Source organism: Pseudomonas versuta (genome assembly GCF_001294575.1).
In the GTDB taxonomy this organism is placed as follows: domain Bacteria; phylum Pseudomonadota; class Gammaproteobacteria; order Pseudomonadales; family Pseudomonadaceae; genus Aquipseudomonas; species Aquipseudomonas versuta.
The window spans coordinates 2,162,629-2,175,707 of record NZ_CP012676.1 but is presented as its reverse complement, the minus strand read 5'-3'; the positions used below and the strand labels follow the sequence as shown (position 1 = coordinate 2,175,707).

Below are 13,079 nucleotides of genomic sequence, written 5' to 3'. Positions count from 1 at the left end.
CAGCATTTGCGCAATCAACGATGTGATTGCGCGGGAAGGGCACTGGCGGTGGTTAGTCGCCAGAGAGGGGCGCGCAACAATAACAAATGTTTAGCTAACTATCTTTAATTGTTTCAGTGCCATGGCCGCTGTTACATAAGCGCCAGAATGCGCTGGCCCAGTGCTTCGGCGCTGGCTTGTGACTGGATGTTGGCAAACCCCAGCAGAAGAGCCGATTGAGGTGGGTATTGCTGGCTCCATTCACTCAGTGCTTCGGCGAACAGACCGTGCTGGCGCATGCGTTGCACCAGCACGGTGTCCGATTGCGAGCCCTTGAGATGCATGATCAGGTGCATGCCGCCGGGGTTGGCATCGATGCTGACATGCTCGCCCAGTACGTTGTTCAGCCCGCGCACCGTCAGTGCGCGACGTTCGCCATACAGTTTGCGCATGCGCTGGATATGCCGGGCAAAGTGACCTTGCGCCATAAAGGAGGCGACGATGGCCTGGGTCAGTTGCGGGCAACCACCGCGAAAAATCTGGCTGATACTTTCAAAGCGCGCGATTTGCGCCTCGGGCACCACCAGATAAGCCAGGCGTATCCCCGGAAACAGCACCTTGCTGAAGGTGCCGCTGTAAATCACCCGCCCATCGCGGTCCAGGCTCTTGAGTGCCGGCAGCGGACGACTGATGTAGCGGTACTCGCCGTCGTAATCGTCTTCGACAATCCAGCCCTGTTGCCGGCTGGCCCAGGCCAGCAGTTGCTGGCGGCGCGGCAGTGTCAGCGATACACACAGAGGGCTCTGGTGGGCGGGGGTGACCACGGCCGCACGAAACCGGTCGTCCATGGTCCGGGGCAAACATATGCCGTCCTGATCCACGGCAGTGGCGACTGCCTCTATACCCAAGTGCCCGAGCAACTGGCGGGTAGGCGGATAACCGGGGTCTTCCACCAGCACCCGGTCGCCCGGTTCGAGCAATGCATGGGCGATCAGCGACAGAGTGTCCCGATACCCCGTGGTGATGAACACCTGGGACGGGGCACAGCTAATCCCGCGGGCAACCTGTAAATAGCTGGCAATGGCGATGCGTAACGCTTCCAGGCCCTGGGCCGGGGGCAGGGCCATGTCCTCGACGGTGGCGCTGCGCACGCAACGTGCGCCGATTTGGGCCCAGGTTTTACGGGGGAAAACGTCCAGCGCCGGCAGGCCCATTTGAAAGGGCAAGATCTGCGGTTGCTGGCGCAGGGCCGGGCTGGCTGTGCCAGGGGCGGTTGTCGGTTCAAGCTTACTGCTGATCCCTTGCGCCACCACCGTTCCTGCCTGGCCCCGCGCGTGCAGATAGCCTTCGGAGCTCAGCAATGAATACGCGCCATCCACAGTGCCTCTGGCCAGTCCCAGTTCTTTGGCCAGAGCCCGTGCGGCGGGCACACGCTCACCGGGTTTGAGCGAGCCGTTGGCTATGGCCGCACGAAAGCGTGCGTAGAGCTGGCGGTAAATGGGTTCACTGGAGGTCGGGTCCAGCGGGGAAATACGCGGCACAGTGGTTTTCATGGTCTGCCTGAAGGAATCATGGCCTATGGAAGAAGGCAATTCATGGCTCTTTTTGATAGAGCCATGAGCCGGCACTATGGTCTCACCTAATGTGCCACTGCAAGGACAGTCATGAACCCGCGTATCGATTACTCCAAGGCTTCACCCGAGGGCAACAAGGCATTTGCCAATGTCTACGCCTGTGTGCAAAACAGCGGTCTGCCAAAAGCGTTGATCGACCTGGTGTATCTGCGGGTATCGCAAATAAATGGCTGTGCCTACTGCATCGATCTTCACTCGCGCGATTTGCTCAAGCACGGCATGGCCGTTGAAAAGCTGGTGTTGTTACCGGTGTGGCAAGAAGGGGGCGAGTTGTTCAGCCGGCGTGAGCGGGTTGCGTTGAGATGGGCACAAAGCGTGACCCGGGTAGAGCAGAGCGGGGTAAGTGATGCTGACTATGAACAGGCGGCGGCTGAATTCAGCGACAAGGAACTGGCGGACCTGACCTATGCCATCGGCCTGATGAACGCCTTCAACCGCTTCGGCGTGGCCTTTCGCATGACCCCGGCAGCGGCCCGGGGGTAATCGGGCCTCTTGCTCTGTCACATTCACCACATAACCCTGTAGGAGCGAGCTTGCTCGCGAGCCTTTTCAATGCCTCGACCAAGAGCTTGCCTCGCGAGCTTCTCGAGAATCTCGCGTTCACTCGGTCATCAGTATCGGCTCGATAAAAAGCTCGCGAGCAAGCTCGCTCCTACAGACAAGCTCGCTCCTACAGTAGGGGGGCGGTCAGGCGTTACTCAGAACTTCCAGCTGACCGAAGCGGTCAGGTTGCGCGGGTCGCCGTAGTTGCTCTGCCCATAGCGCACGCTTTGCAGGTACTTCTGGTTGGTGAGGTTATCCAGGTTCAGCTGGGTGCTCCAGTGCGGGTCGATGTCGTAGCTGGCCATCAAACCCACCAGTGCATAGGCCGCCTGGTTTGCCGCAGCCGCGGCGTCGTTCTCGATCTTGCTTTGCCATTTCAGGCTGCCACCCACCTTGACCTTCGGCGCCATCGGCAGTTTGTACGTCATGGAGGAGGTCAGGGCATTGCGCGGGATGAATTTGCGCCCGCGGTCATTGTCGGCATCGGTGATGTAGACGTAGGTGTAGCCGCCGCTGATTTGCAGGCCCGGCGCTAGTTCGCCGGATGCCTCAAGCTCGATCCCGTTGCTCTTGTAGGACATGCCGTCGTACAGGTAGCCGCCCAGCGCCGGGTTGAAGCCGGCATAGGTCGCGACGTTGTCCTGTTTGGTGTGGAACACTGCCGCGCTGACATCCAGTTTGTTGTCCAGCAAATGGCCCTTGATGCCTGCTTCGTAACTCTTGCCTTCCAGCGGGTCGATCACTTTGCCCTGGGTGTTGAGGTAGTACTGGGGATTGAATATCTCGGTGTAGCTGGCATACAGCGAGTAGTGCGGGGTCAGGTCGTAGACCACGCCCGCATACGGCGTGACCTTGCCGTGGATGCTCACATCCCGGGCCGAGCCGTAGTTCTCGCCGTCGCTGTCGGCGCTGAGCATGCGTGCCCCGGTGATCAGGTGCAGATCGTCGGTCAGGCTAAAGCGTGCACCGGCGTAGACACTTTTCTGGCGGTCGGTGTAGTTCGAAGTATCAGCGGCGTTGGCGATGTTGTAGGTGGGCTTGGGGATGACCCCGTTGAGGGCATCTTGCAGCGAGACGTCGGTGTAGTACGACGATGTGCCATACAGCGAAGTCTCCTGGGTGCGCGAGCGAGCCACGTTGGCGCCGAAGGTCAGTTGGTGTTCACGACCGCCAAGGGTGAAAGGGCCGCTGAAGGAGATGTCGCCATCCAGTTCCCGGGTCTTGTCCTTGTAGTTGGAGGCAAGGCCGGTGAAACCGGTGGCCGAGCCGCTGTTGCCGTACACGTAGAACATGTTGGTGTCTTCGCGGTGCTCCATGGCGGTCAGGGTCAGCGTCGACTTCCAGTCATTGGCGAAACTGTGTTGCCACTCGGCAAAGGCGCGGGTGGTGTGCACGTCCCAGTACACCCACGGCTGGGCAATGCTGGAGCGGGTGCTGCTGTAGTGCAGCGCCTTGCCGCTGGCATCGGTCAGCGGCAGCGCGCCCCAGCTGGCGCCGTTGGCATTGGTCTTCTGGTCTTCGATGCCCAGAGTCAGGGTGTCGTTGTCAGTCAGGTCGAAGGCCAGCAGGCCGCTGAAAATATTCTTCTCCCGCGAGTAGCGGTCCAGGTAGGAATTGCCCACCTCGTTGGCGTAAATCACCCGTCCGCGCACATTCCCCGAGTCGGTCAGAGGCCCGGAGACATCGAGGTCGACGCGGCGTTTGTCCCAGGAACCGGCACTGACACTGACCTTGGCTTCGGTGTCATAGGTGGGGCGTTTGCGCACAAAGTTGACCGTGGCCGAGGGGTTGCCGCTGCCGGTCATCAGGCCGTTGGCACCGTGCAAAATGTCCACTTGCTCATAAGGCGCCGTGTCGATATCGCCCACCAGCAACCCGCCATTCAATGGCATCCCCATGCCGTCGTACTGGAAGTTGGTGATGTCGAAACCGCGGGCCGTGAAGTAAGTACGATCGGTCTCGATCTTCTGCACGTTGACCCCCGGAGTACTGTCCAGCACGTCGCGGATACTGTTGAGTTTGAAGTCATCCAGTTGCTCGCGCTTGATGCTGGTCACGCCTTGTGGAGTTTGCCCTGCGGTCAGGTTCAGCCGCGTGGTGCTGGCATTCGGCCTGGCCTGATAACCCTGCGGCGCGTCCTCACTGTCGCCAGTGATGCTGGTGGAGGGCAGGTCCAGGGTGTCGGCAACGGCACTGTTGAGAACGCCCAGGGCGATCAGCGTGAGGGCTGACGTGGGCAGGGTGAATATTTTGCGCATGATCTGCGAATACTCCGGGCAAGGAACTGCGTAAACGAGAATTGGTTACAAATTTTCACATTTGCGTAAATAACAATCAATGCTATTTACCAATCTTTACGATTCGCGTTTGCCGGAGGGGGTGTTCATGCAGTTGAAGGACTGACGGACTGACTGTAGGAGCGAGCTTTTGGCGATTTGAGGTGCCATATGGATAGAGCTCGCGAGCAAGCTCGCTCCTACAGCTTCAGATTTCAGATTTCAGATTTCAGGTTGTTATTGGTCGATCAGGATTTTCGGGTTGGAGTTGCCCCATACGGTGTACAGGTCGGCAAGCAGCGCGCCGTTGATGTCTTCGACTTCTGCCTGGCTGATTTGCGCCTTGCCCTGCTGGCCGAACAGCACCACTTCATCACCGCTTTTCACATCCGTGGCATCGGTGACGTCAACCATCAGTGTGTTCATCGACACTTTGCCCACCACTGGCACGCGGTGGCCGTTGATCAGCACGATGCCTTTGTTGGTGAACGCACGGCGGTAGCCGTCGGAGTAGCCAACCGTGATGTTGGCCAGTTTCGAGTCACGGCCCAGGGTGTAGGTGCGGTCATAACCGACGGTATTGCCCTTGGGGTAGCTGTTGACCGAGGCCACGTGGGACTTGAACTGCATCACGCGCTTGTAATCGGTGTGCGACGGCACGGTGTCACCGAACAGCGCGCCGCCCGGGCGGACCATGTCCAGGTGCGACTCGGGCACTTCCAGGGTGGCGAACGAGTTGGCGGCATGCAGGGTTATTTTGCTGCGATCGAGCCCGGCAACATTCATCAGCCACTCTGCCTGCTGATTGAAGGCCTTGAGCCCGGCGCGTACGTCGTCGGCATCCTCGACCGCGAAGTGGGTCATGATCGCCCGTATTTCCAGGTTCGGCACTTTGGTGATGGCGACCGCGTCACGGCGACCTTCTGCGGTGGTCATCTCAACGCCGTTACGGCTCATGCCGCTGGAGTTCAGCCCCAGGTGTACCACCAGCGGGCGGCCGTGCTGCTCGGCAATCAGGCTGGCCTTGACCGCGAAATCGAGGTTGCCCACCAGTTCTTCCATGTTGTAGGGCAGTGCCGCTTCCAGTTCGCTGAGGGCGGCGGTGCGTACGCGGATCAACTGGCCCTTGAAGCCGCTTTCACGCACCACACGGGCCTCTTCGTTGCTGGCGACCCCGACACAGGGAACGCCCATGGCAATCACTGACGGCATCAGCAGACCGATACCGTGACCGTAGGCATCAGCCTTGAGTACGGCGCAGATTTTCGACTTGCCATCCAGGGTGGTTTGCAGCACCCGGATATTGTTTTCAAAGGCCGCCTTGTTGATTTCGACCCAGGCATTGCTGTCCTGGGTATTGACCTGCGCGACACCATTGGTCATCGACAGGGGCGGGGCGGCGAAGGCCGGGTTTTGCAGCAGAGCCATGCCTAAAGAGAGGGCGAGCAGGGTGCGAGTGAAGGGCATTATCGGAGTTTCCATACATTATTTTTAGGGAGGGGCGGTAGGGCGGGCCGATACTAGAAGTGACGCCGGGTAAAGTCACTCCCCTGGCCGCGGATCTGTCTCATTGTGTCGTGATGCCGATGATCTGTGGCCGATCCCCAAAGCTTGGCTATGCTCGAAAGTTTGCGGGGGGACGCGTGCGATGATTACTGATCCGGAAATGTGTTTACGGTTGTTGTTGGCGGCCTTGCTGGGCTGTCTGATCGGGCTTCAACGCGAGCATCTGTTTTGGTCCGCAGGGCTTCGCACCCACATGCTGGTGTGTACCGGGGCCTGCCTGTTCATGATGGTTTCGGCCTTTGGTTTCGAGCAGGCGCTGACCATGCCCGGTACCCGACTGGACCCTTCGCGGATCGCGGCGCAGGTGGTGACCGGCATCGGCTTTTTGGGGGCGGGCTCAATTTTGCAGCGGGGTGCCGTGATCAGGGGCCTGAACACGGCGGCCAGTTTGTGGGCAGTGGCCGCCATTGGCCTGTCGGTGGGCGGCGGGCTGTATACGCTGTCGGTGGCGGCCGCAGTCTTGATCCTGGTGATTCTGGCGATCCTTGGACCGCTGGAGCGAAAGTACCGCGATTACCTGAAGGTGCACGTGGTCAGGCTGGTGGCTCCGACCGGTACCCTGACAATGAACCGGCTCAAGGAGGTATTGGGTGCCCGGGCCGATAACATCAAGCATCTGGTGACCGAGCGGGGGCCGGTCCACGACACGGAATTCGTCACCATCGAGTTCAGGAATACGTCACGGCTGGAATACAACGCCATCGTCAACGACATCCTCGGCATACCGCAGGTTACTGAAGAGCAGGCTGTTCAGTAACTTGCGGTCTGGCAGCGGTCACGACTTGCTGTTGGCTCGCCCCGGGTAATTGAGCACGAACTGCACGTGCGCCTTTACACCGGTGGCCAGGGTCGCGTCATCGGCGGTGAAGTAGGGGCTGTGATTGTTGGGGGCCGAGGCCATGTCCTGGTCTGCGGGAGTGGCCCCCAGAAACACGAACAGCCCCGGGACTTTTTGCGCGTAATACGAGAAGTCTTCGCTGGGCGACAGCGATGCAGGCAGGCGCTCAACCTTGCCCGGCGCTGCCAGTTCCAGCGCCGGCACCATGGCCTCGGTCAGGATCGGATTGTTGACGGTCACCGGGGTATGGTTGGTCACCTGCAGATCGGCCCGGGTCTCATAGGCACTGGCAATGCCCTGAACCAGCGGCGGCATTTTTTTCAGGATGGTGTCGCGGATCGCCGGGCTGTTGCTGCGGATGGTCCCGGTGAGTTCGACTGTCTGCGCGATGATGTTGCTGGCCGAGCCGCCATTGATGGTGCCGACACTGACCACGGCCATGCCCTGGCTCAGGTCCGCACGACGACTCACCAAGGTCTGCAGTGCGCCAATGATGGCGCCGCTGGCAACAATCGGATCAACCCCGCTCCAGGGTGCCGAGCCATGGGTTTGCTGACCGTCCACGGTGATGCGGAACTGATCGCTGCTGTTAAGTACCGTTCCGGCTTTGTAATACAGGTGCCCGGTCGGGTAGCCCGCCATCACGTGAACCCCGAACACGGCTTCAACCTTGGGCGAGTCCAGTGCACCGTCACGGATCATGGCCTGGGCTCCGATCAGCGTATCGGTTTGCGAGTCGTCCACATCGGCGGCGCCTTCTTCGGCCGGCTGGAACAGGAACACCACCGTACCGGCCACCTGGTCCCGATGCTCGGCCAGTACCCTGGCTGCGCCCAACAGCATGGCGGTATGGGTGTCATGCCCACAGGCATGCATGACCGGCACGGTTTTACCCAGGCGTACGCCAGTGGCTTTACTGGCATAGGGCAGGTCGTTCAGTTCCTTGACGGGCAGCGCGTCCATATCGGCACGCAGCGCCACCACCGGGCCGGGGAGGCCGCCCTTGAGCACGCCGACCACACCTGTCTTGCCGACCTGGGTACGCACTTCGAGACCCAGCGCCTTGAGTCGATCGGCCACCAGCGCTGCGGTTTTAACCTCCATATTGCCCAGCTCGGGGTTCTGGTGAATGGTATGGCGCAGGTCAATCACCTCCTGGTTGACTGAGGCTACAGCCGGGTCAACCCAGCTCAGGTCGGCGGCCTGGGTCGTGGTCACGGTCATTGCGCTGAGCAACGCAAGGTATAAGAGACCAGGTCGTAGGGGCATGGGCATGGCGGTTCACTTCTTGTTGTTTTGGATCCGGGCAGGGTATGTGGTTGCCTTGACGGGTTCAAAGGCCGGCAGCCGAAAAGTGTTCGATTACCGGGCATTGGCGGTGGGGCCTCCATCGCTGCCATCGCGAGGCTCGCTCCTGCAGGGGGGGCAGCGATGTTGCTCAGGTGTCCTTGAAAATAGCCATCAGCAAGGGGTCATTCAAGTACGCCACATTGAGCCGGGTCCAGGGGTTGATCCGCGACTGCTCGGGGGAAAAGATGTGCCCCGGGGCAATCATGAAACCCTTGGGCAGCAGTTGGCGAGTCAGCTCCCGGGCATCGTCAATGTGCTTGAACCTGGCCCACAGGTAGAGGCTCTGCTCAGGGCGGCAAAACACTTGGGCGCCAATCTCGTCGAGCATCTGCAGGCCGGCCGTCGTCGCGGCCTTGAGCCGTTCCTGAAGGCGGATCAGATGCCGCAGGAAATGCCCCTCCATCAAAATCACATCCACCGTGCGCTCACAGAACTCCGATGAGCTGGTGTGCAACAGCATCTTCAGGTCACCCAGTTCGTCAATCAGCTCCTTGCTGCCGGCGATGAAGCCGACCCTGAGTGCGGCCGAGACCGATTTGGAAAAGCTGCCCACATACAGTGAGTGCCGGAGCTGATCCAGTGCCGAAACCTTGATGGCCGAAGCCGGCTTGAAGTCGGCCAGTGCATCGTCATCCACCAGAATAAAATTGTGCGCCTGTGCCAGTTGCACCAGGCGATGGGCAACGCCTGGCGAGATATCGGAACCGGTAGGGTTGTGGCCCACCGATTGAATGAAGAACAGCTTTGGCTTGTGCAGGCGCAGATGCTGCTCCAGCACCTGGATGTCCGGCCCGTCGGGCAAACGCGGTACTGGCAGCATGCGCGCACCTTGCAGTTGCAGCTTGCCGAACAGGGGGTAGTAGCCGGGGTCTTCCACCAGCACCGTATCGCCCGGGGCAACAAAGCGCCGCACGATCAGGTCCAGTGCATGGTTGGCCCCATGGGTGGTGACGATTTGCCGGGGCGTGGCGCTAATCGAATAGCTCGCCAGCTTCTGTACCAGGTGCTGGCGCAGGCCGGCGTTCCCCAGGCGGTTGCCATAGCGAAACAGGGTGCTGACGCCGGTGCGCATGATCTGCCGGGTGAATTTGTCCAGCCGCATGTCCATCAGCCAGTCCACTGGCGGGAAGCCTTCGCCAAGCGGCGACTGGCCGGGCTCGCGGACAAATTGCTGGCGCATCAGCCATACCGTGTCCATGGCCCGGGCGTAGGGCAAAGGGTCATCGGATTCGTGAGTGGCAGGGGCGCCAGGGCGCACGAAGAAACCGAGCCCGTGACGGGCCTCGACCAGGCCTTGGGACGCCAGTGATTCGTAGGCGTTGATCACCGTATTTTTTGAATGGCCGAACAGGCGCATGCATTCACGCAGCGACGGCAAACGATCGCCTGCGCGGTATGTGCCATTGCCGATTTGCTCGACCAGCGAAGCCGCCAGCTGCTGGGCGAGTGTGACGCGCGTCATGGTCTGGAGTCCCGAAAATCAGAGGAGGGTACAGCTTGGGTACTGTTTGTCCGAACTGTACCTTTTACCCGGGGCCAAGGCGAATTAGGGTGCAAGTCAAATAATAAAGATCACAGGATTTATTCATGAGCATTGATTCGCGTCTTCCTAGGTTCCGCAGCATGACGCCAGCCGCGCGTCTGGGGCACTTGCAAGAGGTGCTCAAGCTGAGCGCCGACGACGTTGCCCTGCTCAGCGATGCGGGCGCACTGGCACTTGAAGTCGCCGACGGGATGATCGAAAACGTCATTGGCACTTTCGAGCTGCCCTACGCCGTTGCCAGCAATTTCCAGATCAATGGCCGGGACGTGATCGTGCCGATGGTGGTTGAAGAACCCTCGGTGGTGGCTGCCGCTTCCTTCATGGCCAAACTGGCACGTGAGGCCGGGGGCTTTCAGACCTCAAGTTCGCTGCCGCTGATGCGTGCCCAGGTGCAGATTGTCGAGGTGTCGGACCCGTACAACGCCCGCCTGAGCCTGATGCGGCGCAAGGACGAAATCATCGAGCTGGCCAACCGCAAGGATCAGTTGCTGAACAGGCTCGGTGGCGGTTGCCGCGATATTGAGGTGCATACCTTTGCCCAAAGCCCGCGCGGGCCGATGCTGGTAGCCCACCTGATTGTCGATGTGCGCGATGCGATGGGTGCCAACACCGTGAATACCATGGCCGAAGCTGTCGCGCCGTTGATGGAAGAAATCACCGGCGGCAAGGTGCGCCTGCGGATTCTGTCCAACCTCGCCGACTTGCGTCTGGCGCGGGCCCAGATCCGCGTGGCCCCGCAGTTGCTGACCACCGCTTCGTTCAAGGGCGAGGACGTGATTGAAGGCATTCTGGATGCTTACAATTTTGCGGTGGTTGACCCTTACCGCGCCGCCACACACAACAAAGGCATCATGAACGGGATCGACCCGCTGATCGTTGCCACGGGCAATGACTGGCGAGCGGTCGAGGCGGGCGCCCACGCCTATGCCTGCCGCAATGGTCATTACGGCTCCCTGACCACCTGGGAAAAGGACGCGGCGGGCAATCTGGTCGGTACTCTGGAAATGCCCATGCCCGTGGGCCTGGTGGGCGGCGCAACGAAAACCCATCCGCTGGCCCAGCTGTCGTTGCGCATCCTTGGCGTGAAAACCGCCCAGGAGCTGGCAGAAATTGCCGTGGCCGTGGGCCTGGCGCAAAACCTCGGCGCGTTGCGGGCGCTGTCTACCGAAGGCATACAACGTGGACATATGGCCTTGCACGCCCGCAACATCGCCCTGTCTGCGGGAGCCCGTGGCGAAGAGGTGAGCTGGCTGGTCGCACAAATGGTCGACGCCGGTGATGTACGTGCCGACCATGCAGCAACGTTGCTCAAACAAAAGCGCGGGCTGTAAGACTGCCCCGCCAACCCTGTAGGAGCGAGCTTGCTCGCGAGCCTTTTCAATGCCGCGACCAAGAGCTCGCGAGCAAGCTCGCTCCTACAGGGGTAGGCGCCATCTCTTCACCGCCATAACAATAAAAGTGGGAGAACCCTTTGAAACCCGAACTGTACGAAGTATGGGGCGACACGGTTGACGCCCGTCACCTGGTGTACGCCATCGCCATTGGCGCCGTGGTCAGCCTCAGCGCATTTTTCGTGGCCCAGCATTTTCTGCTGATGTGGGTGGAGTCGGCGCAGATGGCGCGGGCCTACGCGATGCTGGTGGGCATCCTCGGCTGTCTGGCTGGCGGGGCCATCAGTGCCACCCTGTTTAAACCCAAACGCCATGTGGTCGAGCATCAGGCTGACCCGGCATGGCGCGCGCAAGTGCTGGTGGAATTGCAAAACGAATTCGGCGACCTCGGGCGGCTCGCTGACTTGCCGCCAGAAACCGTGGCCGAGCTTCGGGAAATGGACCTCTACGATCTGTTCGCCAACTATGAAAAAAACCTGGCAGCCGCCCCGGTTGCGGACGCGGCCAGTGGCCTGAGTGTCAGTGGGAGCCGGTCATGATCGCGCCCTTGCTGGACCAGATTCTGATCGCGCTGGGCATGGGTATTTTGGGCGCGGTGATTTTTGCCGGTATCGGGCTGATTTCCGGCAGCGATGAAACCACCACCCTGGCGCCCCTGACCCTGCTGGTGGTGTTGCTCGGGGTTCCGGCGCCTGGCGTGCTGACCTTTTTTCTCGCCGGGGCGGTGGCCAAACACATGACCCATGCCGTGCCCACTGCACTGCTGGGCATCCCCGGCGATACCCTGGCCACGCCGCTGATGCGCGAAGCCAACCTGCTGCGCAAGCTCGGGGTGCCGCACATCGCCTTGCGCAAGATGATCTCGGGCGCGGTGATCGCCGCCTTGATTGCAGTGCCGATGGCCGTATTGTTCGCGGTGATGCTGGCGCCGTTCGGCGACACCATCAAGCGCACCGCACCGTGGATTTTCCTGGCGGCGGCAGTTGCCATTGCCTGGTTTTCCAAGGGCCGGCTGGCGGCCGTACTGGCCTTGATTCCCTTTGTGCTGATCATCCTCGGTCTGCAGACCCTCACCGGGCAGTACGGGGTCAAACTCAGTGTCAGTTACTTCCTGGGCATCGCCATCGGCCCGTTGATTGCCGCCCTGTTCGCCTTGCTCGCACCTGACGAGCGCAGCCACATGCGCCGCAGCGAAGTGCGCACGTTCTCCCTGTCGCCGGATGTCAAAAGCGGCGGCGGCTACTTCCCCAACCCGCTCAAGGTGCTCGACCGCCAGCAAAGCCGCTGGACCGCCATCACCGCGGTCATCTCCAGCGCCACTTTTGTCTTCAGCCCGGTGGCTATGACCGTGATCATGGGCGAACTGGTGGGCTCAAGAATCAAGCATGTCTATCACCGCCTGACCACCGTGATTACTGCGCGCAACGGGGTGACGGAATCGACCTACATCGCCGAAGCGCTGATTCCGCTGATTGCCTTCGGGCTGCCCCTTAGCCCCGTGGCAGCGGGCCCGGCAGCACCGCTGTTCAATGCACCGCCACGCTTTACCGTGGACTCGGCCACCGGTGAGGTACACAACCTGCACACGCTGCTCAGCACCTGGGAGTTTTTCGGCTACGGCATGCTGGCGGTGATCGTCGCCATTCTGATCGCCTATCCGTTCACCATGAACTACGCCTACCGGGCGGCTTCCTGGGTCACGCGCAAGATCAGCCACGAAGCGGTCATCGCCACCTTTGTCGGCCTGATCCTGGTGATCGGCATTTGGGAAGGCGGCTTGCTGGGGCTGCTGGTGATCGTCACCGTGGGGCTGCTGGGCGGGTTTCTCTCGCGTTTTCTGGGCTTTAACATCGGTGTGCAGTTCATGGGTTACTACACCGCCGTACTGACCGTGCCGGCGCTGGTGGCCTTGCTGGGAGCCTGATCTGCCCAGCGCCGGTGCTGCTGTGTACACTCCAC

At 60.9% G+C, this 13,079-nt stretch carries 10 protein-coding genes; 5 read left to right on the top strand and 5 right to left on the bottom strand.

Going from position 1 to position 13,079, the window contains the following annotated elements; genetic code table 11:
- Positions 1–131 precede the first annotated feature (131 nt).
- Positions 132–1,532, bottom strand: coding sequence for a MocR-like pyridoxine biosynthesis transcription factor PdxR (gene pdxR / locus AOC04_RS09675; RefSeq protein WP_060692814.1), 1,401 nt, complete (start codon positions 1,530–1,532; stop codon positions 132–134).
- 111 nt (positions 1,533–1,643) lie between these two features.
- On the opposite strand from pdxR, the gene AOC04_RS09670 reads away from it, so the two are divergent.
- On the top strand, positions 1,644–2,096 hold the full coding sequence (locus tag AOC04_RS09670) for a carboxymuconolactone decarboxylase family protein (protein ID WP_060692812.1): 453 nt from the start codon (positions 1,644–1,646) through the stop codon (positions 2,094–2,096).
- A gap of 215 nt (positions 2,097–2,311) precedes the next feature.
- Here the strand turns inward: AOC04_RS09670 and AOC04_RS09665 are convergent, their stop codons facing one another.
- Together AOC04_RS09665 and alr are read right to left on the bottom strand one after the other, a co-directional pair.
- Positions 2,312–4,414, bottom strand: coding sequence for a TonB-dependent siderophore receptor (locus AOC04_RS09665; protein WP_060692810.1), 2,103 nt, complete (start codon positions 4,412–4,414; stop codon positions 2,312–2,314).
- Positions 4,415–4,669: 255 nt separating this feature from the next.
- A complete protein-coding gene (gene alr / locus AOC04_RS09660) occupies positions 4,670–5,899 on the bottom strand; it encodes an alanine racemase (protein ID WP_060692808.1) in 1,230 nt (409 codons plus the stop codon).
- Between the two features lie 181 nt (positions 5,900–6,080).
- Between alr and AOC04_RS09655 the strand changes: the two genes are divergently transcribed.
- Complete coding sequence (locus tag AOC04_RS09655; protein WP_060692806.1) at positions 6,081–6,755, top strand: MgtC/SapB family protein; 675 nt, start codon at positions 6,081–6,083, stop codon at positions 6,753–6,755.
- Between the two features lie 18 nt (positions 6,756–6,773).
- On the opposite strand, the gene AOC04_RS09650 is transcribed toward AOC04_RS09655, so the two are convergent.
- Positions 6,774–8,060, bottom strand: coding sequence for an amidohydrolase (locus tag AOC04_RS09650; protein ID WP_082363681.1), 1,287 nt, complete (start codon positions 8,058–8,060; stop codon positions 6,774–6,776).
- Between the two features lie 214 nt (positions 8,061–8,274).
- A complete protein-coding gene (locus AOC04_RS09645; protein ID WP_060692802.1) occupies positions 8,275–9,648 on the bottom strand; it encodes an aminotransferase-like domain-containing protein in 1,374 nt (457 codons plus the stop codon).
- 125 nt (positions 9,649–9,773) lie between these two features.
- On the opposite strand from AOC04_RS09645, the gene AOC04_RS09640 reads away from it, so the two are divergent.
- The 3 genes from AOC04_RS09640 to AOC04_RS09630 all read left to right on the top strand — a co-directional run bounded on the left by AOC04_RS09640 (position 9,774) and on the right by AOC04_RS09630 (position 13,044).
- Positions 9,774–11,060: a hydroxymethylglutaryl-CoA reductase, degradative gene (locus AOC04_RS09640; RefSeq protein WP_060692800.1), complete on the top strand. Its 1,287-nt coding sequence runs from the start codon at positions 9,774–9,776 to the stop codon at positions 11,058–11,060.
- A gap of 140 nt (positions 11,061–11,200) precedes the next feature.
- On the top strand, positions 11,201–11,659 hold the full coding sequence (locus AOC04_RS09635) for a hypothetical protein (RefSeq protein WP_060692798.1): 459 nt from the start codon (positions 11,201–11,203) through the stop codon (positions 11,657–11,659).
- Positions 11,656–13,044 carry a tripartite tricarboxylate transporter permease gene (locus tag AOC04_RS09630; RefSeq protein WP_082363680.1) on the top strand — a complete coding sequence of 463 codons (1,389 nt, stop codon included), beginning with the start codon at positions 11,656–11,658 and terminating at the stop codon, positions 13,042–13,044. The genes AOC04_RS09635 and AOC04_RS09630 overlap by 4 nt, the downstream gene beginning before the upstream one ends.
- Positions 13,045–13,079: the final 35 nt, after the last annotated feature.

Coding starts and splice junctions, on each gene's coding strand:
- AOC04_RS09645 (WP_060692802.1), bottom strand. CDS start 9,648: ATGACGCGCGTCACACTCGCCCAGCAGCTGGCGGCTTCGCTGGTCGAG.
- AOC04_RS09670 (WP_060692812.1), top strand. CDS start 1,644: ATGAACCCGCGTATCGATTACTCCAAGGCTTCACCCGAGGGCAACAAG.
- AOC04_RS09655 (WP_060692806.1), top strand. CDS start 6,081: ATGATTACTGATCCGGAAATGTGTTTACGGTTGTTGTTGGCGGCCTTG.
- alr (WP_060692808.1), bottom strand. CDS start 5,899: ATGCCCTTCACTCGCACCCTGCTCGCCCTCTCTTTAGGCATGGCTCTG.
- AOC04_RS09630 (WP_082363680.1), top strand. CDS start 11,656: ATGATCGCGCCCTTGCTGGACCAGATTCTGATCGCGCTGGGCATGGGT.
- AOC04_RS09665 (WP_060692810.1), bottom strand. CDS start 4,414: ATGCGCAAAATATTCACCCTGCCCACGTCAGCCCTCACGCTGATCGCC.
- AOC04_RS09640 (WP_060692800.1), top strand. CDS start 9,774: ATGAGCATTGATTCGCGTCTTCCTAGGTTCCGCAGCATGACGCCAGCC.
- pdxR (WP_060692814.1), bottom strand. CDS start 1,532: ATGAAAACCACTGTGCCGCGTATTTCCCCGCTGGACCCGACCTCCAGT.
- AOC04_RS09650 (WP_082363681.1), bottom strand. CDS start 8,060: ATGACCGTGACCACGACCCAGGCCGCCGACCTGAGCTGGGTTGACCCG.